The organism is Phenylobacterium sp., from assembly GCF_016793285.1.
Lineage (GTDB): Bacteria > Pseudomonadota > Alphaproteobacteria > Caulobacterales > Caulobacteraceae > Phenylobacterium.
Map to the genome: position 1 here is coordinate 1 of NZ_JAEUMO010000085.1, position 20,322 is coordinate 20,322.

21 protein-coding genes and 1 tRNA gene are annotated in these 20,322 nt (G+C 69.3%); 11 read left to right on the top strand and 11 right to left on the bottom strand.

Translation table 11 applies throughout. The features are described 5' to 3' along the window. Nucleotides 1–289 (top strand): glucokinase (locus JNL41_RS08900; RefSeq protein WP_293474131.1); only part of this gene is annotated, 289 nt, incomplete at its 5' end. Continuing rightward, nucleotides 286–540: a hypothetical protein gene (locus tag JNL41_RS08905; RefSeq protein ID WP_293474133.1), complete on the top strand. Its 255-nt coding sequence runs from the start codon at nucleotides 286–288 to the stop codon at nucleotides 538–540. The genes JNL41_RS08900 and JNL41_RS08905, both read left to right, overlap by 4 nt. 33 nt (nucleotides 541–573) lie before the next feature. On the opposite strand, the gene JNL41_RS08910 is transcribed toward JNL41_RS08905, so the two are convergent. Beyond that, complete coding sequence (locus JNL41_RS08910) at nucleotides 574–1,947, bottom strand: sulfatase-like hydrolase/transferase (protein ID WP_293474135.1); 1,374 nt, start codon at nucleotides 1,945–1,947, stop codon at nucleotides 574–576. A gap of 62 nt (nucleotides 1,948–2,009) precedes the next feature. Next, nucleotides 2,010–4,397, bottom strand: a complete 2,388-nt coding sequence (locus JNL41_RS08915; RefSeq protein ID WP_293474137.1) for a TonB-dependent receptor — start codon at nucleotides 4,395–4,397, stop codon at nucleotides 2,010–2,012. Nucleotides 4,398–4,515: 118 nt separating this feature from the next. Between JNL41_RS08915 and JNL41_RS08920 the strand changes: the two genes are divergently transcribed. Then, nucleotides 4,516–5,739: an ROK family transcriptional regulator gene (locus JNL41_RS08920; protein WP_293474139.1), complete on the top strand. Its 1,224-nt coding sequence runs from the start codon at nucleotides 4,516–4,518 to the stop codon at nucleotides 5,737–5,739. 140 nt (nucleotides 5,740–5,879) lie between these two features. Here JNL41_RS08920 and JNL41_RS08925 read toward each other — a convergent pair whose 3' ends face one another. Genes JNL41_RS08925 through JNL41_RS08935 form a run of 3 tightly spaced genes read right to left on the bottom strand, consistent with a single transcriptional unit; the run spans nucleotide 5,880 to nucleotide 8,625 of the window. Then, nucleotides 5,880–6,686: a hypothetical protein gene (locus JNL41_RS08925; RefSeq protein WP_293474141.1), complete on the bottom strand. Its 807-nt coding sequence runs from the start codon at nucleotides 6,684–6,686 to the stop codon at nucleotides 5,880–5,882. Beyond that, nucleotides 6,683–7,459, bottom strand: coding sequence for an enoyl-CoA hydratase/isomerase family protein (locus JNL41_RS08930; protein WP_293474143.1), 777 nt, complete (start codon nucleotides 7,457–7,459; stop codon nucleotides 6,683–6,685). Before JNL41_RS08930 ends, JNL41_RS08925 begins: the two co-directional genes overlap by 4 nt. Further along, complete coding sequence (locus JNL41_RS08935; RefSeq protein ID WP_293474145.1) at nucleotides 7,459–8,625, bottom strand: acyl-CoA dehydrogenase family protein; 1,167 nt, start codon at nucleotides 8,623–8,625, stop codon at nucleotides 7,459–7,461. The genes JNL41_RS08930 and JNL41_RS08935 overlap by 1 nt, the downstream gene beginning before the upstream one ends. Before the next feature lie 129 nt (nucleotides 8,626–8,754). On the opposite strand from JNL41_RS08935, the gene JNL41_RS08940 reads away from it, so the two are divergent. Beyond that, a complete protein-coding gene (locus JNL41_RS08940; RefSeq protein ID WP_293474147.1) occupies nucleotides 8,755–9,495 on the top strand; it encodes an IclR family transcriptional regulator in 741 nt (246 codons plus the stop codon). A gap of 13 nt (nucleotides 9,496–9,508) precedes the next feature. After that, nucleotides 9,509–10,726 carry a CoA transferase gene (locus JNL41_RS08945; RefSeq protein ID WP_293474149.1) on the top strand — a complete coding sequence of 406 codons (1,218 nt, stop codon included), beginning with the start codon at nucleotides 9,509–9,511 and terminating at the stop codon, nucleotides 10,724–10,726. Between the two features lie 34 nt (nucleotides 10,727–10,760). Here JNL41_RS08945 and JNL41_RS08950 read toward each other — a convergent pair whose 3' ends face one another. Then, complete coding sequence (locus JNL41_RS08950) at nucleotides 10,761–11,474, bottom strand: SDR family oxidoreductase (protein ID WP_293474151.1); 714 nt, start codon at nucleotides 11,472–11,474, stop codon at nucleotides 10,761–10,763. Between the two features lie 160 nt (nucleotides 11,475–11,634). Here JNL41_RS08950 and JNL41_RS08955 point away from each other — a divergent pair, with 160 nt between their 5' ends. Beyond that, nucleotides 11,635–12,030, top strand: coding sequence for a helix-turn-helix domain-containing protein (locus tag JNL41_RS08955; RefSeq protein ID WP_293474153.1), 396 nt, complete (start codon nucleotides 11,635–11,637; stop codon nucleotides 12,028–12,030). Nucleotides 12,031–12,109: 79 nt separating this feature from the next. Next, nucleotides 12,110–12,652: a shikimate kinase gene (locus JNL41_RS08960; RefSeq protein WP_293474155.1), complete on the top strand. Its 543-nt coding sequence runs from the start codon at nucleotides 12,110–12,112 to the stop codon at nucleotides 12,650–12,652. Here the strand turns inward: JNL41_RS08960 and JNL41_RS08965 are convergent. From JNL41_RS08965 to JNL41_RS08975, 3 genes are read right to left on the bottom strand one after another with little or no spacing between them, the layout of a single operon-like run. After that, on the bottom strand, nucleotides 12,649–13,047 hold the full coding sequence (locus JNL41_RS08965; RefSeq protein ID WP_293474157.1) for a Zn-ribbon domain-containing OB-fold protein: 399 nt from the start codon (nucleotides 13,045–13,047) through the stop codon (nucleotides 12,649–12,651). The two genes, JNL41_RS08960 and JNL41_RS08965, sit on opposite strands and share 4 nt — an antisense overlap. Before the next feature lie 3 nt (nucleotides 13,048–13,050). After that, nucleotides 13,051–14,247, bottom strand: a complete 1,197-nt coding sequence (locus JNL41_RS08970) for a thiolase domain-containing protein (RefSeq protein ID WP_293474159.1) — start codon at nucleotides 14,245–14,247, stop codon at nucleotides 13,051–13,053. Between the two features lie 18 nt (nucleotides 14,248–14,265). Next, nucleotides 14,266–15,753: an AMP-binding protein gene (locus JNL41_RS08975; RefSeq protein WP_293474161.1), complete on the bottom strand. Its 1,488-nt coding sequence runs from the start codon at nucleotides 15,751–15,753 to the stop codon at nucleotides 14,266–14,268. A gap of 150 nt (nucleotides 15,754–15,903) precedes the next feature. On the opposite strand from JNL41_RS08975, the gene JNL41_RS08980 reads away from it, so the two are divergent. The 4 genes from JNL41_RS08980 (at nucleotide 15,904) to JNL41_RS08995 (ending at nucleotide 18,257) form a co-directional block, all read left to right on the top strand. Further along, nucleotides 15,904–16,326 carry a PaaI family thioesterase gene (locus tag JNL41_RS08980; RefSeq protein WP_293474162.1) on the top strand — a complete coding sequence of 141 codons (423 nt, stop codon included), beginning with the start codon at nucleotides 15,904–15,906 and terminating at the stop codon, nucleotides 16,324–16,326. A 99-nt stretch (nucleotides 16,327–16,425) separates the two neighbouring features. Beyond that, nucleotides 16,426–16,515, top strand: a tRNA-Ser gene (locus tag JNL41_RS08985). Between the two features lie 138 nt (nucleotides 16,516–16,653). Then, nucleotides 16,654–17,790 (top strand): ImmA/IrrE family metallo-endopeptidase, encoded by a 1,137-nt coding sequence (locus JNL41_RS08990; RefSeq protein ID WP_293474164.1) that lies wholly within the window; start codon nucleotides 16,654–16,656, stop codon nucleotides 17,788–17,790. After that, on the top strand, nucleotides 17,790–18,257 hold the full coding sequence (locus JNL41_RS08995) for a PIN domain-containing protein (protein WP_293474166.1): 468 nt from the start codon (nucleotides 17,790–17,792) through the stop codon (nucleotides 18,255–18,257). The genes JNL41_RS08990 and JNL41_RS08995 overlap by 1 nt, the downstream gene beginning before the upstream one ends. 720 nt (nucleotides 18,258–18,977) lie before the next feature. Here the strand turns inward: JNL41_RS08995 and JNL41_RS09000 are convergent. Together JNL41_RS09000 and JNL41_RS09005 are read right to left on the bottom strand one after the other, a co-directional pair. After that, entirely contained in the window at nucleotides 18,978–19,148 is a 171-nt protein-coding gene (locus JNL41_RS09000; RefSeq protein WP_293474168.1) for a hypothetical protein, read from the bottom strand. 165 nt (nucleotides 19,149–19,313) lie between these two features. Continuing rightward, nucleotides 19,314–20,322: M3 family oligoendopeptidase (locus JNL41_RS09005; RefSeq protein ID WP_293474170.1), on the bottom strand; the 1,009-nt coding region annotated here is incomplete at its 5' end.

The following is a 20,322-nucleotide window of genomic DNA, read 5'->3' on the forward strand; positions in this document are numbered from 1 at the left end:
GGTGGGCGATCCGCTGGCGGCGGCGACGCTGGACCGGTTCGGCGGCATCCTGGGGTCGGTGGCGGGCGACCTGGCGCTCACCTTCGGGGCCCGCGGCGGGGTGTTCGTCTCGGGCGGCATCGCGCCCCGCATCGCCGAGAAGCTCGCGTCCGGGTCGTTCCGCAGGCGCTTCGAGGACAAGGGCCGCCTCTCCGACTACGTCGCGGCCATCCCGACCTGCCTCGTGCAGCACCCCTATCCGGCCATCGTCGGCGCCGCGCGCCAGCTCGGGCAGATGGAACGGCTGTGAGCTCGCCGGAGCAGCTCCGCTGGGCCGTCGCCCCCAGGGCCATCCCCGGCGCGCCGGGCGAGGCCGCCGTCGGCGTCGTGGTCAGCAACGCCCTGAGCCCCGAACTCGCCTTCAGCATGAACGTCGACTGGCACGCCGGCGCCGAGGCCCCCGACGTCGAGGGCCGCGCGCTCGTGATCCTGTCGCTCCTCTTCAGGGAGCTCGCGGCCGAATGCGAACGTGCGGCGGGAGCGCGGTTCAGCGCGGGGTGAACGGCGGCGGGGCGGTCTTGCGAGACCCGGCCTTCAGTCGCGGAAGACCTCGGGCACGGCGCGCGGGCCGGGCCGGCTGACGATGCCGCTCGGCCCCTTTCGCAGAGGCTCGAACCGGGCCCGGGCGCGTGCCAGCCGGGCGGTCATCTCGTGCAGCGCCTGGGGCTGGCGAGCCGCCAGGCTGTAGGTCTCCCCAGGATCGTGCGCCATGTCGTAGAGCTGCGGATAGCCGTCGTCCCGGATGTCGAGCACCGTTCCGCGGTAGTGGTCGGCCGCGACGTACTTCCAGCGCTGCGTGCGGACGGCGACCACGTCCTCGTCGTTGAACAGCAGGAGTTCGTCGTGCGGCGAGGGGGCGCCATGGGTCAGGGTGGCGGTCAGGTCCCGGCCGTCGATCTCGACGCCGGCGGGCGGCGGCCGTCCCGCCATGGCGCAGAAGGTGGGCAGGAGGTCGACGCCCATGCCGATGGCCGGTGTCCGCTGGCCGGCGCGGACGGTTCCGGGCCGGCTGGCGATGAACGGCACGCGATAGCCGCCGTCATAGGCCGCCCCGCCCTTGCGGGCCCGCAGCCGGCCGGCCGATCCCTCGAACCACGGCCCGTTGTCCGACGTGAAGACCACCAGCGTGTCGCGGGTGAGGCCCAGCCGCGCCAGGAGGGCGCTCAGCCGCCCCACGATGTCGTCGATCTCAGCCACCGTATCGCCGTAGAGGCCGAACTCGGTGCGTCCATCATGCCGGGCGTCCGGGAAGTTCGGCAGGTGCGGCGCGCTCAGCCACAGGTTCAGGAGGAACGGGCGGGCCGCGTTCTCGGTGATGAACCGCTCGGCGCGCTGGCAGAAGCGCTGCTGGAGCTGCGGGTAGTCCAGGTCCTCGCGCGCCGGCGCGGCGTCGGCGCTCGCCTCGTACAGCGACAGCGGCAGCATGTCGTGGCTGTAGGGCAGGCCGAAGAAGAGGTCGAAGCCGTGCCGGGTCGGCGGCCAGCTCGGCCCGCTGTGTCCGAGGTGCCACTTGCCGATCAGGGCGGTGGCGTAGTCGGGCTTCAAGGCCTCGGCCATGGTGACCTCGGCCAGCGGCAATCCACGCGGGTCGTTCTGCATGATCACGCCGCGCGCCAGCCCGGTGCGGATCGGATAGCGCCCGGTCAGCAGGCCCGCGCGCGACGGCGTGCAGAGGTTGGCTGCGGCGTAGAAGTCGGTCATCGCCGTCCCCGACGCTGCCAGGCGGTCCAGGTGGGGCGTCGGGATCGGGCCGCCGAAGGCCCCGATGTCGCCGTAGCCCAGGTCGTCGCACATCACGACGATGAAGTTGGGCTTCTGCCGCGGCGCCCTGGGCGCGGACAGGCCGGCGCCGGGGGTGGCCGCGAGCGCCGCGGCGGCGGCCAGGAACGAACGGCGGTTCTGGGGCATGGGGGCGGGGACTCGGACGAGGGAGCCATGGAGCCTCGCCGGCTCCATGGCCCGGAAACGCACTAGAACTTCAGGCCGAGCGTAGCGCCGACATAGCGGTCGGCGTCCTTGTTGTAGACGGCCACGAGGTCGAGCGGGCTGGCCGCCGTGGCCAGCAGGCCATTGTGCGCGACGGACGTGAAGTAGTTCACGTCGAACAGGTTCTTCACGAACAGCCGCACCGTGTAGCGGTCGTCGGGCGAGCGGACGCCCACGGTGACGTCCACCAGGGTGTACGCCTTCTGGCGGACCAGCGGGTCCTGCTCCAGCGAGAAGCTCTGGGCGCTCTGGTAGGCCACGACGGTCTGGATGAAGCCTGTGAAGCCGGTGTCGAGGATCTCGTGCTCCAGTCGCGGCGCGACATTGATGCGCCAGCGTGGCCCGGCCGGCAGCCGGCCGTCGCGGATGTCCTGCAGCGGGCCCGAGACGGTGGTCACGCCGTTCACCGTGGTGCTGCGGCGATAGCAGGTGTTCACCGGGAAGTTGCCGGTGAGGGTCTGGGCCGCGGCCTGGAACTGCAGCGGACAGTTCGCGCCGTTCAGGTCGATGCTGCTGTCCGCATAGGTCAGCCCCGCATCCAGCGTGAACAGCCGCGACGGCCGCCACGACGCCTCGATCTCGACGCCCTTCGTCGTCGACGACCCGGCGTTCGTCGTGACGAAGGCGATCACGCCGGTGTTGGGATCGGACCGGTTGGCGTTGACCTGGAGGTTCGAGTAGTCGGCCAGGAACACCGCGGCGGCGACGCTCAGCGCGCCGTCGGCCGTTCTGCCCTTGAAGCCCACTTCGTAGGCGTCGACCGTCTCGGGGCGCACGACCGGCTGGGCCGCGAAGTTCGCGGTGATTTCGGTGTCCAGCGCCAGGCCCTTGTAGCCGCGCGTGTACGTCGCATAGGCCTGGGCGTTGCGGCTGAATTCGTACTGCACGCCGGCCTTGCCCGAGATGCCGGTGTCGCTGGCCGACACCTTGCCGCTGATCGGGTTGTTGCCGGGAAAGATGCGGTCGCCCGGTACGAGCGGCGCGTTGCGGGCGCCGCGCACCGACACCTCGTCCTTCTGCACCCGCAGGCCGGCGATCAGCTTCAGCCCGTCCGTCACGCGGTACTCCGCCTGTCCGAAGGCCGCGATGCTTTCGGCGTTCAGTCGCGCGTCGCTGAACGACGACTGGAAGACAGGCGCTGCGCAAGGCTGGCCCACGACGCCGGTCACGCAGGTGGCGTTGCGTCGGTCGAAGTGCCGGTCGATGTGCAAGTCGGAGTAGAACACGCCCGCCACATAGGTCAGGGCCCGTTCGCCGTTCGATGCGATCCGCAGTTCCTGGGTGAGGTTGCCCAGGTTGATCGTGCCGCCGTTGACGTCGAAGGCGGCGTAGGCGGCGGGCCCCACGAAGCGCACCGGCGTGGAATCGATCCGATCCACCGGCAGGGCCTGGTCGAGATTGTAGTGTTGCTTGGCGGTGATCGAGGTCACCGTCGCAAAGCCCAGGTCCCAGTCGGCTTGCAGCGAGTAGGTGGCCTGCAGCGTGCGCGCGCGGGTCTCCTCGTTCTCGGGCAGGGCGCGGTTGTCGCGCGAGGCCACCACCGGCCGGGTCAGTTGCGCCACCACCGGATTGACGATCTGGATCGGCACGAAGGCGCAGCACAGCGCATCGTTCTCGCGATAGTCGGCGGCCGCCGTGATCTTCAGGTCTTCCGTCGCATCCCACAGCAGCTTGCCGCGGGCGCCCCAGCTCTCGTAGCCGTTGACCTTGCGCCCGGTGACCACGTTGCGCGCGATGCCGCCGACGTCGTTGTAGTAGCCGGTCAGGCGGCCCTTCAGCGCCTCGGTCAGCGGCCCCGACATGGTGCCGCGCACGCGGTACTCCTGCCCCTCGGCCCAGGTGCTCTCCACGGCGCCCTCGAAGTCGGAGCTGGGTGCGCGGGTCACCACGTTGATGACGCCCGCGGTGGCGTTGCGGCCGAACAGCGTGCCCTGCGGACCGCGCAGGACCTCGATCCGTTCGATGTCGGCGAAGTCGGCGAAGCCCTGGCTCTGGCGCGCCGCGACCACGCCGTCCACCACGACCGAGACCGCCGATTCCGCGCCCTGGCCGAACAGCGCCGAGCCGATCCCGCGGATGCGGAAGCTGGTGTTCCCGGGGTTGCTGCCCTGCTGGAAGGTAAGGGACGGCACCGCCTGGGTCAGGCTGTTGGTGTCGTTCACCTGCCGCGCCTGCAGCGCGTCCGACGTGACCGCAGTCACGGCCAGCGGCACGTCCTGCAGCCGCTCGGTCCGCTTCTGGGCGGTGACGACCACCTCCTCGACCGCCGTCTCGTCGGCGGCCTGGGCCTGAGCTGCGCCCGCCAGCGCACAGGCGCTCAGCACGGCGGACGACAGCAGCATGGCGCGATGCGACAGCGCGGCCTTGATCATCGCTCTCCCCCTCGAATAATATTCTCAGTAGTTGAGGAAAATAAATGACCGTTGCCGCAATCGCTGTCAAGCCGTCCGTCTCGGGGGTGTCGCGGCCGTGCGGGCGTGGCATTAGTCGATGATGCCGAAGCTTCCGGGCGGCTCGCCCGAGCCCGCCTTCCGTCGCCCCGACCTCAGCCGTCGGCTGAACCGCTCGCGCATCCTGCTCGCGATCCGCCGCCACGCGCCGGTCACGCGCCAGGGGCTGGAACAGATCACGGGGCTCGCGGCCGGCACGGTCCAGGTGATCGTCGACGAACTGCTGGCCGAGGGCCTGCTGGTGGCCGCGCGGGTCCCCGCCGCCGGGGCGTCGGGCCGCGGTCGGCCGCGACTCCTGCTCGAACTCAACAGCCGGGCCGCCCTGATCGCGGGCGTCGGCGTCTTCGGCCCCGACCGCATGCAGTTCGAGATCGCCGATCTCGGCGGCGGGCGGATCGCGGCGCTGGAGAGTTCCACGCCGCTGCCCGGATCCGGCCCGGCTCTGGCCGACGCGATCGCCGGGGGACTGGACCAGCTCGCCGGCCAGGCGGGGGTGGCGATCGGCGACCTCGCCGGCGTGGGCGTCGGCCTGCCCGGCCTGGTCGATTCCGTGAGCGGCGTCGTGCGCTGGGCGCCCGGGATCGTCGCCGAATCCTATCCCCTGGCCGACGTGCTGCAGGCGCGTCTGGGCGTGCCCGTCAATGTCGACAACACCGCCAATGTCGCGGCCCGCGCAGAGTACTGGTTCAGCGAGCCCCGGACCGACGACTTCGCCGTCGTGCTGGTGGGCCAGGGCGTCGGCATGGGCTTCTACGTCGCGGGTGCGCTGGTCACGGGTCCGGCGGGGATGGCCGGCGAGATCGGCCACATGAAGATGGGCCTCAACTCACCCATCCGCTGCGTCTGCGGCGCGTGGGACTGCGTCACCGCGCATGTGAGCCAGGCCAGCATCGTGCGCCAGGGCCTCGGGCTCGGGTTCGAGGGGCGTCCCGACAACTGGCGGGCGGCCACCAACGAGGTCCTGGCCCGGGCTCAGTCCGGGGATCCTCGCATCACCGCCATCCTGGACGGCGCGGCCGGCGTCCTGGGCAAGGCGGTCGCCAACGTGGCGACCCTGATCGGACCGGCGCGCATCGTCATCCAGTTCGAGGCGGGCGTGATGGCGGGCCTGATGGGCCCGGCGCTGACCCGGGCCTTCGAGGCGCAGGTCCTGCCCCAGATCCGCGAGCGCACGGAGCTCGTGCTGCGCCCCGGGCTGTCCAGTCTGGGTCACGGCGCAGCCGCCTTCGCCCTGGAGCGGATCTACGCCGGTCCCCAGATCTAGCCAGGCTAGCGCCGCGCGATGGCCACGGGCCGCGCCGGAGGTCGAGCCCGCCTGCGGGCGCGATGCCTGACCGCGCCGTATCGCCCCCGAAACGCTGCACCTGCGAACGTCGCGCGGCGCCGGAGCCGCGGTCGCCCGCTTCAGCAGTCCGGGGCGGCGCTCAGGCGGCGGATGGTGACCTGTTCGTCGATGGAGGAGCCGCCGGCGCGTTCGACGCGGCGCTGGTTCAGGCTGATGGTGCGGCCGTCGCGGCTGGAGACGACGGCGTCGGTGGTGAAGTCCTGCTGCACGCCCGCGGTGCCGCCGACCGCGGCGCGGGTCACGCGCACGGTGCAGCCGGCCTTCAGGACGCGGACGTCCGAGAGCGCGCGGCCGGGCGGGCTGCGGCGATGGTCGACGACGACGTTCGAGCCGAGCGGCGTGGTCCCCTTCGGTTCCATGATCGCCAGCAGGCGCACGTCGCCCAGCACCATGTCCTGCGCCGCGTACATCGGCTCCTGGGCGAAACGCTGGTGGTAGGTGTTGCGGATCGGGTCCAGCCGCGGCAGGACGGCGTCGACGCCGGCCAGCACGCGGCCCTTGAACTCGTCCCAGTTGTCGAGGCCGACGAGCACGCCGTCGCCCCGCAGGCGGAAGTCGAGCGGCACGCCGATCAGGGCCTTCAGCGCCGTCTCCATCGCCGGGCCGGAGGAGTCGGTGAGGCTGACCTCCTTCAGCGTGTAGCGCAGCTTCAGCGCGTCCGGCCCGACGCCCAGGACCTGCACCTCGAACACCTGGGTGTTGTGCTGGCTGGCCTGGCCGTCCGCGTTCTTCTCGGCGTAGCGGGACTCGCTCCTGAAGCGGTAGACGTCGCCGACGGCGTCGGCGCGCGTGCGCACGGCCACCGTCTCCTCGGCCGCCGCCGGAATCGCGGCGAAGAGCGCAAGGGCGACGAGAACCCGCTTCATCGTCCGACGAAGTTCCCGACCCGGCGCTCCGCCACCGAGCGCACACCCTCGGCGTAGTCCTCGGTCTTGCGCAGAATGCCCTGCTCGACGGCTTCCTTGTCGGTCTGGGCGCGGACCGCGGCGGCGAGGTCGCCGCGCATCGTCTTGCGGGTGGCCACCAGCGCCAGCGGCGCGTTCTCGGCGATCTCCCTGGCCAGCGTCAGCGCCGCCGCGCGCAGGTCTTCCAGCGGCACGACCTCGTCCACCAGGCCCCAGGCGAGCGCGTCCTCGGCCTTCACGCGCCGCGCCGTCAGGCACATCAGCGAAGCCTTCACCGGGCCGATCAGGCGCGGCAGGGTGTGCGTCAGGCCGAAGCCCGGGTGGAAGCCCAGCTTCACGAAGTTGGCGGCGAACTTGGCGTCGGGCGAGGCGATGCGGAAGTCGGCCACGACCACCAGGCCCAGGCCCGCGCCCACGGCGGCGCCCTGCACGGCCGCCACGATCGGCTTCTGCGCCGAAAACAGCCGCACCGCCTGGTCGTAGAGCGGGTTCACCGCGCCCAGGCCGCCCTCGCCCTCGGTCCGCACCAGGTCGGCGCCGGCGCAGAAATTCTTGCCCTGCGCCTGCAGCAAGGAGCAGCGCACGACCGTCTCCGCGTCGATAGCGTCGAAGGCGTCGGCCAGGTCCTTCATGAAGTCGACCGACACGTGGTTGTGCGGGGGCCGGTCGATGGTCACCAGGGCGACGTTGCCGTCGACGGCGACCTTCACGTGTTCGCCAAACTCGCTCTGCATCACTTTCGCGTCCCCAACAGGTTCCTGGCCACGACCCACTTATGCACTTCGCTGGGGCCGTCGTAGATCCGCATCGTCCGCAGCTTGGCCTGCATGAGCTGCAGCGGGATTTCCTTCGTCATCCCCATGGCGCCGAACGCCTGCATGGCGCGGTCCACGGTCTCGTAGGCCATCTCGGTGGCGAACCACTTGATCATGCTGATCTCGGAGCGGACGTCACGCCCGTTGTCGAGCTTCCAGGCGCAGTCGTAGGTCATCAGCCGCGTGGCGTGGATCTTGGTCGCGGCCTCGGCCACCCAGAACTGGATCGCCTGCCGCTCGGCGAGCGGCACGCCGAACGTCTTCCGCTGCGGGGCGTACTCGATGACCATCTCCATGGCCCGCTGCGCCATGCCCACCGACCAGGCCGCCATCTGGATCCGCCGCGTGCCCAGCCGCACCTGCATCGGCGCGAACCCCGCGCCCTCCTGGCCCAAGAGCTTCCAGCCCTCGACCCGGCAGTCCTCCAGCGCGATCTCGTAGCTGTACTGCCCGCCCAGCATCGGGATCCGGCGCAGGATGTTGAACCCGGGCGTGCCCTTGTCGACCAGGAAGGCGCTCATGCCGCCCCGCGCGCCCTTCTCCCGGTCGGTCACCGCCATCAGGATGGTGAAGTCCGACTCCGCCGCACGCGTGATCCAGATCTTCCGGCCGTTGATGATCCAGTCGTCGCCGTCGCGCCGGGCATGGGTGGTCATGCCGGCCGGGTCCGATCCCGCGCCCGGCTCGGAGATGCCGATCGCCGAACTCACCTTGCCGGCCACGTAGGGCGCCAGGTACGCCTCGCGCTGCCGTTCGTTCACCGTGGCCATCAACATGCGCAGGTTGGGCGAATCCGGCGGCAGGGTGTAGGGCGTGATGCACCGCCCGATCTCCTCCTCGACGCCCACCATCGCGGTCATCGGCAGGTCCGAGCCGCCGACGTCCTCGGGCGCGTCCAGGCCGAACAGGCCCAGCTCGTGGGCCTTCGCATCGAGGCGGGCGTGATCCTCCGCGCCGATGCCCAGGCCCTTGCCCTCGGCCTCGCGCTGCATGACGCCGGCCTCCAGCGGCATCAGTTCGTCCTTCACGAACTTCGCCACGAGGTCCTTGAGCATGCGGTGCTCTTCGGCGAGCTCGAAGTGCATGGCGTTTCCCCTGGTTCCTGGAGACCATTGAACAGGCCCGGACGAACGGATACTAGGCCCTGCGATATTCGCCCATATGTGGATGATATTTCCACATATGTGTTTTCTAACTGCAACTTCGGGGAAGAAGTGGCCGAGAGCGCGGTCAAGTCGGCGAAGCGGGCGCTGGAGATCCTCGAGGTCTTCGCGCGCCACCGCCGCCCGCTGGCGCTGAAGGAGATCCTCGACGAGCTGGGCTATCCCACCTCGTCCGGCTCGGCGCTGCTCAAGTCCCTCGTCCAGCTCGGCTACCTCGACTACGACCGCGAACGGCGGACCTACTTCCCCACCATGCGCATCTCGGTGCTGGGGTCATGGGTGCCGCAGGCGCTGTTCGGCGACGGCCAGCTCCTGCCGGCGCTTGAGGCCCTGGCCGCGCGCACCGGCGAGACGGTGATCCTGGCGGTGCAGAGCGACCTGCACGCGCAGTACGTCCATCTGGTCCACTCGGCCGAGCCGCTGCAGGCCCGTGTCCAGCCCGGCACGCTCAGGCCCCTGGCCCGCTCGGGCCTCGGCCTCGTGCTGCTCTCCGGGAAAACCGACGCCGAGATCGAGCGCCTGCGCCGGCGCATCAACGCCGCGGGCGAGAGCGGCGGCCAGACCCGCGAGGAGCTGATGAGCCGCGTCGGCGAGGTCCGCGCCCGCGGCTACGCCTTCTCGAAGAACGCCATCTCGCCCGGCGTCGGCATCATCGGCGCGGCGCTGCCCAAGGGCCCCTTCGGCCGCATGAGCGCCGTGGGCGTCGCCGGCGCGGTGCCGCGGCTGGAAGACAGGGAAGACGCGATCGTTGCCGAACTCCGGACGACGGTCCAAAGGCTTGAGCAGGCGTAGGGAAGGAAACGGGATGACCAACACCATGGGCGCGAAGGCCACCGGGCCGCTCGCCGGCATCCGCATCCTCGACCTCACCAGCGTCGTGAACGGCGCCTACGGCACCCAGATCCTGGCCGACCAGGGCGCCGACGTCATCAAGCTGGAAGACCCCGGCTCAGGCCGCGGCGACGGCGGCGACATCATGCGATGGGCGGGCCACCTGCCCGAGGGCGCCCCGCGCGGCATGGGCCCCATCTTCCTCAACATCAACCGCAACAAGCGCTCGATCCTCCTCGACATGAAGAAGGAGAGCGCCCGGCGCGCGCTGGCGAAGATCATCAGGTCCTGCGACGTGCTCGCGTCCTCCATCCGCTACGAGGGCATGAAGCGCCTTGGCCTCGCCTACGAGGACGTGGCCGCCATCAAGCCCGACATCGTCTTCGTCCACGCCGCCGGCTACGGCTCGGACGGTCCCTACGCGGGCGAGCCGGCCTACGACGACCTGATCCAGTCGGCCTCCGGGTGCGCCGACCTGCTGCCGCGCACGGACGGCGACCCGACTCCGCGCATCCTGCCCACCCTGGTGGCCGACAAGGTCTCGGGCCTCTTCCTCTCGCAGGCCGTCACCGCCGCCCTCCTGCACCGCGCCCGCACCGGCGAGGGCCAGTTCGTCGAAGTGCCGATGTTCGAGTGCGTGACCAGCTTCCTGCTCGTCGAGCACCTCTACGACCACACCTTCGACCCGCCCACGGGCCAGTGGGGCTACCAGCGGGTGGTGAACCCCAACCGCAAGCCCTTCGCCACCAGGGACGGCTACATCGGCCTGCTGCCCTACACCGACAAGCAGTGGGACCAGTTCTTCGACGCCGCCGGCTTCGGTGACGCCGTCAAGAATGACCCCCGCTTCGCCGACTACGCCACCCGCGCCAGGCACACCCGCGAGCTGTACGGCCTGATCGAGCAGGCCGCCGCCACCAAGACGACCCAGGAGTGGCTGGATATCCTGAAGCCCCTCTCCATCCCCGTCGTGAAGACCAACACCCTCGACGACCTCGACCACGACCCCCATCTGGCCGCCGTCGGCTTCTTCCAGTCCTTCGCCCACCCGGACGTCGGAACCTACCGCCTGATGAAACCCCCGGTGAAGTTCTCGAAGTCCCCCAGCAACCTCCGCCGCCACCCGCCGAAGCTGGGGGAGCAGACGGCGGAGATCCTCGCCGAGTTCGGGATCGAGGCGGAGGAGGCGTAGGGGGCTGTCGGCGCCGGCGCGCAAGCCGGCCGGCTCACACCAGGCTGCCGCCCCCGTCGACCCGGATGACCTGGCCGGTCACGTAGGTGTTGCGCATCAGGTAGAGATAGGCCTCGGCGGCCTCTTCCACCGTTCCGCCGCGGGGCAGCGGAAGGTTGGCGGTGAAGCCCTTGATCGCCCCTTCGCCCATGCCCTGCACCTGCTCGCTCAGGATCAGGCCGAGGCATACGGCGTTGACGCGAACAGGCGCCAGATCGCGCGCCAGTCCCATCGCCAGGCCCTCGGTCGTATGGGCCGACGCGGTGGTCAGGGGCGCGCCCGGCATCGGCCGGTGCGCCAGCATGCCGCCGGTGAGCGTGATCGACCCGTCCTTCGCGATCTCGCGGCTCGCGTACTTGGCGGCCCGGGCGGCGCCCCAGAACCGCACCTCCATCCGGGCCTTGCTGGCCTCGACGTCGAGTTCGCGGGTGGGGCCGAACATGTGGCCCCAGTCGCCCGCCGTGAACACCAGGTGGTCGAACGCGCCGGCCGCCTCGAAGAAGGCCGCGACCGAGGCCTCGTCCTTCACGTCCACGGTCCGGCCCACCGCGCCGCCGCCCAGCGCCCTGGCCGCCGCCTCGATCCGGCCGGCCTGACTGGAGCCGACGACGACCTGCGCGCCCGCCCCCAAGGCCGCCGCGGCCACCGCGAACCCGACGCCCGACGCGCCGCCGATCACCAACACCTTTGCACCGTCCAACTTCGCCACGACGCGGCCTCCTCAACGATCAGGGTCAATCGCGACCGAGCGGGTTTGCTTCTCGAAGCACTATGCCGCAGGCCGGTTTCCGGCAGAAACCTACTCGCGAACCTCGCGTGCCGTTAGAAGGCGCCGAACCGAAACCTGGTCACCTGCTGGAAACCGCGACGTGAAGCCCGATCATCCCGAAGCCGACTGTCCGATGCTGCTGCTGCTCGACCGCGTGGCGAACAAGTGGGCCGTGCTGGTGATGGCCACACTCTGGAAGGGGCCGTTGCGGTTCAACGAACTGAAACGGACCGTCGGCGGCATCTCGCAGAAGATGCTGTCCCAGACGCTGCGCGGGCTGGAACGCGACGGCCTGATCTCGCGCACCGCGAGCCCGACGGTCCCGGTGACCGTGGAATACGCCATCACCCCGCTCGGCGAGACCCTCGCGCGCACCATGGACGCCGTGCGCATCTGGTCCGCCGACCACATCGACGAGGTCCTCCGCACGCGCGCCGCCTTCGACGCCCAGGCGGACGCCGAGGCCTGGCCACACAAGCGGCGGCGCGCTGCCTAGGGCCTGGGCGGGGACGGGAGCCGAGGTCTATTCAGGGGCGGCCTCGCCGCGCAGCCAGGACAGGGGGAGACGTCGGGCCATGCGCATCGCCGCGGTCGGGACATCGGGGTCGGGGAAGACGACGTTCGCGCGGGCGCTGGCGGCGCGGCTGGGCGTGCGCCACATCGACCTCGACGCGGTGACCTGGCAGCCGGGCTGGGTGGCGCTGCACGAGACCGACCCCGCCGAGTTCGTCCGCCGCGCCGCCGAGGCGATGGCGGACGAGGCCTGGGTGAGCTGCGGCAACTACATCACCTCCCGGCCGAGCCTGCTGGCGCGGGCGACCGACCTGGTGTGGCTGGATTATCCGCGGCCGCTGGTGATGAGCCGCGTGATCCGCCGCTCGTTCACGCGGGCCTGGGGGCGGCAGGAGCTGTGGCCGGGCACGGGCAACCGCGAGGACTTCGCCCGCTGGTTCGACAAGGGCCACCCCATCCGCTGGGCCTGGGACACCTACGACCGCAGGAAGCGCCAGTACGAGGCCCTGTTCGCGGCGCTGGCGGGCTCGGACATCCGCACCCACCGCGTGACGCGGCCGTGGGAGGCCGACGCGCTGATCGCGAAACTGGCGGCCGAGGCCTAGACCGGCGCGAAGACCGGGACGGGCGGGCCGCCCTCCGTGGGCTGGAACTTCACCTTGACGCGCATGCCGATCGCAAGGCCGTCGGGCGCGACATCGACGAAGTTGGTGAGGACCGCGATCCCTTCGTCCAGGGTGACGTAGCCGATGGCGTAGGGGCCGGACGGCGAGCGCCACATGACGGAATAGGTGTAGATCGCGCCGGTCCCGGCGCTCTCCTCCCAGACCGTGCGGTCGGAGTGGCAGTAGGGGCAGATGGCGCGCGGATACCAGTGGGCCTCGCCGCAGGCGGTGCAGCGCTTGATGGTGAACCGGCCCTCGGCGGCGGCGTCGAAGAACGGCTTGGTCTCCAGGGAGACGGCGGGCGCCGGGATCGGGCGGGTCATGATCTCGGACATCGCTCAGCCCTCCCGTTCCATGATGACCGTCGCCGAGCCGTGGCGGACGCCGAGCGAGCCGCCGGTGCCGTGGGCCAGGGCCAGGTCGCAGTTGGGGACCTGCACCTTGGGGTGCGCCTCGCCGCGGAGCTGGCGGACGGTCTCGATGATCTTGGTGATGCCGCCGCGGTTCGTCGGGTGGTTGTTGCACAGGCCGCCGCCGTCGGTGTTGAACGGCAGCTTGCCGACGCCGGAGATCAGGTTGCCGTCGGCCACGAACTTGCCGCCCTCGCCCTTTTTGCAGAAGCCCAGGTCCTCGAGCGTCATCAGCACCGTGATGGTGAAGCTGTCGTAGATCGAGGCGTACTTCATGTCGGCGGGCGTGACGCCGGCCTCGGCGAACGCCTTCGGGCCGGTCCAGACCGCCGCGCAGGTGGTGAGGTCGAGGTCCCTGCCGCCCATAGGCATCTTCGGCGCCTCGGCCGCCCCCAGCACCCTCACCTTCGGCCGGTTCAGCGACCGGGCCACCGCGGGCGAAGTGACGACGACCGCGCCGCCGCCATCGGTGACGACACAGCAGTCCAGCAGGTGCAGCGGGTCGGCGATCATGCGCGAGTTCACCACCTGCTCGACGGTGACCACGTCCTTCAGGAAGGCGTGCTCGTTCCACTGGGCGTGGTGGCTGGCGGCGACCTTGATCCAGGCCAGTTGTTCGGATGTGGTGCCGTACTCGTACATGTGGCGCATGGCGCACATGCCGTAGGTGTTGTGGGTCGAGCCGCCGTACACGCTCTCGAAGCCCTGCTCGGGCGCGCCGTCGACGAGGCGGCCGTCCCTGGGGGCGGCTGCGCCGGGGATGCCGGGCCGCCCGCCGCCGTTGCGCGGCCGGCCGGCGAGCGTGATCAGCGCCACGTCGACCTTGCCCTCGGCGATGGCCTGGCAGGCGTGGTTCAGGTGGACGAGGTAGGACGAGCCGCCGGTCTCGGTGGTGTCCATGTGGCGCACGTTCCGCAGGCCCATGTAGTCGATCATCGACATGGCCCCGAACCCCGGCGCATCGCCGGCGCAGAAGTAGGCGTCGACGTCGTCGAACGACAGCCCGGCGTCCTCCAGCGCGCCCCTGGCGCTCTCGGCGTGGAGCTGTGCGGTCGTCCTGTCGGGGGCGTCGCGCGTCGGATGCTCGAACGCGCCCATCACATAGGCCTTGCCCCTGATGCTCATCGCGTCCCCTCTGCGGCTCTACACGGGTTGCTTCATGGCCGCGATGCGCGCGTCGCGCAACGCCGTGCGGCGCACCTTGCCGGCGTCGTCGCGCACGGCCTCGTCGACGAACTCGTAGCTGCGCGGCTGCTTGTAGGTCACCAGGCGGTCCTTCACGTGCGCCTCCAGGTCCTCGGCCGTGACCTCGCCCCTGGCGTTGACGATGGCGTGGATGCGCTGGCCCAGGTCGTCGTCGGGCAGACCGATGACGGCGCAGCTCTCGACGGCCGGATGCTCCTGCAGGGCGCTCTCGATCTCGGCCGGGTAGACGTTGGAGCCGCCCACCAGGATCATGTCGGTGCGCCGGTCGGCCAGGTAGAGGTATCCCTCGGCGTCGAACGAGCCCAGGTCGCCGAGGCTCTCCCAGCCGTCGCGCAGCACCTTCGCCGTGGCGCCCACGTATCTGTAGGTCTCGGGCGTTCCGGCCGCGCGGCGCATGTAGATCTCGCCCACCTCGCCGGGCGCCGCCTCGGCCCCGTCGTCGCCGAACACCTTCATCTCGCCGATCGCCACCTTGCCGACCGAGCCGCGGTGGGTGAGCCACTCGGTCCCGGTGATGATGGTGACGGCCTGCGCCTCGGTGCCGGCGTAGAGCTCCATCACCTCGCCGGGCGCGATCCAGTGGATGAAGGCCTCCTTGAGCCACGCCGGGCAGGGCGCGGCCATGTGCCAGAGGATCTCGACGGTGGAGAGGTCGTACTTCGCCCGCACCGCCTCCGGCAGGTGCCAGATGCGGTTCATCATGGTGGGCACGAGGTAGACCCAGCCGGCCTTGTGGGCCTGGATCTCGGCCAGGGTTCCCTCGGGGTCGAACCGCGGGGTGAGCACGATGTGGCAGCCGGCCGAGGTGCCGCCGGTCATCATCCCGAACGGGGCGTTGTGGTAGAGCGGCGCCGGGATGACCATCGTGGCGCCGGGCCGGATGCGGAACGGGCCGGGATCGGCCGGCGTGGCCTTGGCGGCGACCGCGGGCTGACCGGCCAGGATCAGCTTCGGCCGGCCCGTCGAGCCGCCGCTGGTGGGCGCCTTCAGGACCGGCGACGTCACGTCGGGCAGGTCGCTGTCGTCGGCCGAAAGCGCCTCGAGCTCCGCGATCGTCAGCACCGGCACGTCGAGGACATGGTCGAAGTCGGCGACGACCACGGGCGAGCCCGCCAGCTCGACGATGGCGGCCAGCTCGGCCTTCGGCAGGCGGAACGACACCGGCTGCGGCGTCGCGCCCAGCTTCCAGACGGCGTAGGCGGCCGCCACGAAGCCCGTCGAGTTGGGCAGGCCGATGGTGACGAGATCTCCGTACTTCACGCCCTTCGCCGCGAGCGCCCGGGCGAGGCGGTTCGAGCGGCGGTTGAGCTCGGCGTAGGTCAGCGTCTCCCCGGCGCAGGTGACGGCCGCCGCCTCGCCCTTCGTCGCGGCGAGCTGGGCGAGCTGGGCGCCCAGCGAGACCATTTCGGGAAGTGCTTCGGACATGCGCGCGCCTCGGGTCGGGACCTGGCCGCCAGTTGTCCGCATTGGCGCAGGGGCAGGCAAGCCCGGCGGGACCGCGCATGCGGGGCCTTGTCTGTCGCGACGTCAGTTCCCCAATTGCGGAGCGAAGCGGGATCCGGAGACGACCGAGCGATGATGGACGGCAACGTGGCGGCGGTGTTCGCGGAGCGGCAGAAGGGCACGCTGCCCGGCGAGCTGGAGATCGAGTGGGCCGAGGTGGCCGCCGGCCGCGCCCGCGGGGGCTTCACGGTGCGGCAGAAGCACATGGCCGCCAACGGCTTCATGCACGCGGCCTCGGTGGTGGCGCTGGTCGACTCGGCCTGCGGCTATGCGTGCGTGGCCTCGCTGCCCGACGGCGCCAGCGGCTTCACCACCATCGAGATCAAGACCAACTACCTGGGCACCGCCAGGGAGGGCGAACGCGTCACCTGCGAGGCCCGCCTCGTCCATGGCGGCCGCATGACCCAGGTCTGGGACGCCGAGGCCAGGAACGAGACCACCGGCAAGGTCGTCGCGGTCTTCCGCTGCACCCAGATGGTCCTCTGGCCGCGCTGAGTCGCCGCAAGGTCACGCCGCGCTTGCGCGACACCGGCGAGATGAGTAGAACGCGCCCTCGCTCGGCGGGCCCCTTCGGGACAGGCCCGCGCCGGCTCTGGAGAGGTGGCAGAGTGGTTGAATGTACCGCACTCGAAATGCGGCGTACGTGAAAGCGTATCGTGGGTTCGAATCCCACCCTCTCCGCCATTTCTATTTGTTTTTATTGGATAATTTGGCCGACCCGGCCATTTGTCCCACATAAAGGCCCACATGAATATGGGCGTTGATTTTTTGCCCTACGAATTGAGCGGCGCACTTTGCATCGACCTGCTCTAATCGAATCCGATGGCCGAACAGGTTCCCGTCACCCCTGCTTTGCTCACCTGGGCACGCGAGCGTGCCGGGCTTAGCCGTGACGCGGCTATCGAGAAGTTTCGGAAGTTTGGCGACTGGGAAGATGGCCGCTCGTCGCCAACCTATCCGCAGCTTGAATCGGTTTCTGAAGCTCTCAAAATCCCTATCGCAGTCTTCTTCTTTCCAGAGCCTCCACGGGTTCCGCCGATTGAAGAGACATTTCGAACGCTCCCAGGCGTCGAGTATGCACGCCTTCCAAGCCGCGTTCGCCTGCTGTTGAGAAAGGCGAAGGCCCTCCAACTCAACCTTGCCGAACTAGCTAACGGACGAAACCCGTCAGAGCGTCTCATCACGCGCGATCTCGCGTTCGCATCGAATGTGAATATCGCCTCCATGGCTCGCACTGTGCGAGAATACATCGGCGTGAGCCTCGAAGCGCAGCAGAAGTGGCGCGACGACGAAACCGCAATGAAGGAATGGCGTTCGGCGCTGTTGAACGTCGGCATCTTCGTATTCAAAGATGCTTTCCGTGTGCCGGAATTCTCCGGCTTCTGTCTCTACGACGAGAACTTCCCAATCGTTTATGTGAACAACAGTTCGACGAAGACTCGACAGATATTCACGCAATTTCATGAATTAGCGCATCTTCTTTTCCATACAAGCGGTGTGGACAAACTGCACGACGACTACATAGATCAGCTTCGTGGTGAAGATCAGCGAATTGAAGTCCTATGCAATCGCTTCGCTGCCGAGTTTCTTCTGCCTGAAGCCGAGTTTGAGGCCGCCGTAGCTGGACGCGAAGCTTCCCGCGCAACCGCTGAAGCTATCGCGGCTCGATATCATGTGAGCAGAGAGGTCGTGTTCCGTCGGTTCCTCGACAGGAACCGTGTCGATCAAAACGAATACGTCGAAGCTGTCGAAGCTTGGAACGCGCAGCGGGTTCAAGGTGGCCCTGGCGGCGACCACTATTGGTCGAAGCTTTCTTACCTTGGCCGCGAGTATGTCGCGTTGGCGTTGCGCGCATATCACCAGAACCGCATCGACGAGGATCAGCTAGCTGACTTCCTCGATACGAAGCCGCGCAATCTCAGCACCCTGGAGAGCTATTTCGAAAGGGGGGCGGCGTAATGTACGTGTTCGACACGTCCCCGCTCTCCGCGCTCTTTAAGAGCTACTATCGCGCTCGCTTTCCGTCGCTTTGGGATCGGTTTGACGGACTCGTTGCCGATGGCAACATCGTATCGACGAGGGAGGTTGGTCGAGAAATCGACGATGGTCCTGTCGAAAACCTTCGAAATTGGGCGGCCAACAATGGACCCATCTTCACGACACCCACGGCGGCGGAAGGTGCGTTCGTGGCGCAGATTTATGGCGTGCAGCACTTCCAGCAGAACGTCGAACAGCGGAAGCTTCTGAAAGGGGGCCGCAACGCGGATTCGTTCGTAATCGCCAAGGCGGCCGTCGATGATAAGTGCGTGGTCACGATGGAGCTATTCAAGGAAGGCGGAGCGAAGATTCCGAATATCTGCCGCCATTTCGGCGTTCGGCATCTGACGCTCGAAGAGTTCATGGAAGCCGAGGGCTGGTCCTTCTGAGCGCCTAGGCCGAGTCAAGCTCCGCCATAAGACGCGTTAACGCGTTGATTGCGTTGAACGAATTATCGGCCGAACAGCGAATCCCACATACCGCGCCTCATCTGGCGGTGTCATTCAGCCGGCTGGGGAGAACGGGAGGCTGATCGACTGCCGTTCGGCCGGCGCGAGCGTCCACAGGGGGACCGCCAGGACGGGCAGGGACGCCGCATCTGTGGCGTCCGCACCTACCCCAGCCAGAGCCGCCGCGATGGGCTCGCCGGGCCTCTCCCGGCCGACCACCACCATAGGCGGCAGCGCGGTCCCGATCTGCCACAGGATGCGACAGCCGGTCAGCCGCGCGGCGCTGGGACGCGGGCGCTGTGGTCGCGACCGGGCCGGTGTCTACGCCGGCCGCCTGGTGCTTCGAGACGAACAGCGGGAGCGCATCAGCGGCGAAGTCCGACCGGGGCGGATCAGCGAAGTCGCACGGGACGACGACCGCATACGGCCCAAAACAGGTGGAATTGGGACGCTTTCGGACCCCCTGGAGCCTCGCGGGCGCGGACACCCTCTCCGCCATCATCATCCGATTGATATTGTTGTGGAATAGTCAGGGTCCCGGCCGTAGCGCCTTTGGGCCGGGGGCGGATCGCGGCCAGGTGGGCCGCCTTCTCCGGCGATGACGGTCACGAGCTTCGGGCCAGGTCGTCCCGCTGTGGACGGCGAGGCCGCGGCGCGTGCTCAGGCTGCGGGGGGGCTGGCGGCGATGAGTTCGGAGCCCCGCAGGAGCTCCCAGTGGGGATCGCTGACCGCCTTGGCCTTGAGGCGGGCGTCGTCGTCGTCGGCGGCGTCGAGTTCGATCAGGCGGCGGACTTCGCCGTGTTCGTTCAGCAGGTAGAGACGATAGCGCATAGGTCCTCAGCAGCGGGCGCACGGATGTGCGCCGACCTACCAGCGCTCGAGATCGCGATTGGTTTCAACCTGTTGCCGGAGTTTTCGCATTCGGCCCGGCTTACTCGCGCAGGGGTAAGCGGGGCGCGATTGTTCGCGTCCGCCCACGTCCGCCGGGCGCCGGGATCACGCGATCAGCTTCTCCATGTCGTCCAGCGTGCGCTCGAACTTGGCCAGCATGGCGCGGAAGGGGGCCGGCGTAGTCATGTCGACGCCGGCGCGCTCGAGGACGTCGACCGGGTAGTCGGAGCCGCCGGCTTTCAGCGCGCCCAGGTAGGCGTCCCGTTCCTTGGGGCCGCCCTTCAGGATGAGCTCGGCGAAGGCCGAGGCGGCGGTGACCGAGGTGGCGTACTGGTAGACGTAGTAGGTGTAGTCGAAGAAGTGGCCGGGCAGCATCCACTCGGCGCCGTAGGCGTCCTCGATCATGACCTTGGGCCCGTGGTAGCGCTTCAGCAGGTCGAGGTAGATGGCGCTGGCGCGCTTGCCCGACAGCGCCTCGCCCTTCTCGGCCACCTCGTGCACGGCCAGCTCGAACTCGGCGAACATGGTCTGGCGGTAGAAGGTGCCGCGCATCATCTCGCAGACGCGGTCGAGGTAGAAGAGCTTCCCCTCCTTGGTCCTGGCGCCCTTGACCATGTGAGCGACGAGCAGCTGTTCGTTGACCGTGGAGGCCACCTCGGCGGTGAAGGTGGGGTAGGCGGCGAGCTCGTAGGGCTGGGCCTTCTGGGCGAGCAGCGTGTGCATCGCGTGGCCCCACTCGTGGGCGTAGGTCGAGAGGCCGTCGTAGTTGTCCGTGTGGTTCAGCAGCATGTAGGGGTGGACGTCGTAGGCCGCGCCGAAGACGTAGGCGCCGCCACGCTTGCCCCGCTGCGGATAGACGTGGACCCAGGGCTTGCTGGTCGCGTCGGCGAAGATGGCGCCGTAGTCCGGGCCCAGGGGCTTCAGCGCCTCGATCGTGGTCTTGCGGGTGGTCGCGAGGTCGAACTTCACGTCGAGCTTCGTGACCGGCGGATAGATGTCCCACAGGCCCATGTCGGGCAGCTTGAGCAGGCGGCGGCGCAGGTCGAAGTAGCGGTGCAGGATCGGCAGGCCGCGGTTCGCCTCGGCGATGAGCGTGCGGTAGACGCTCTCGGGG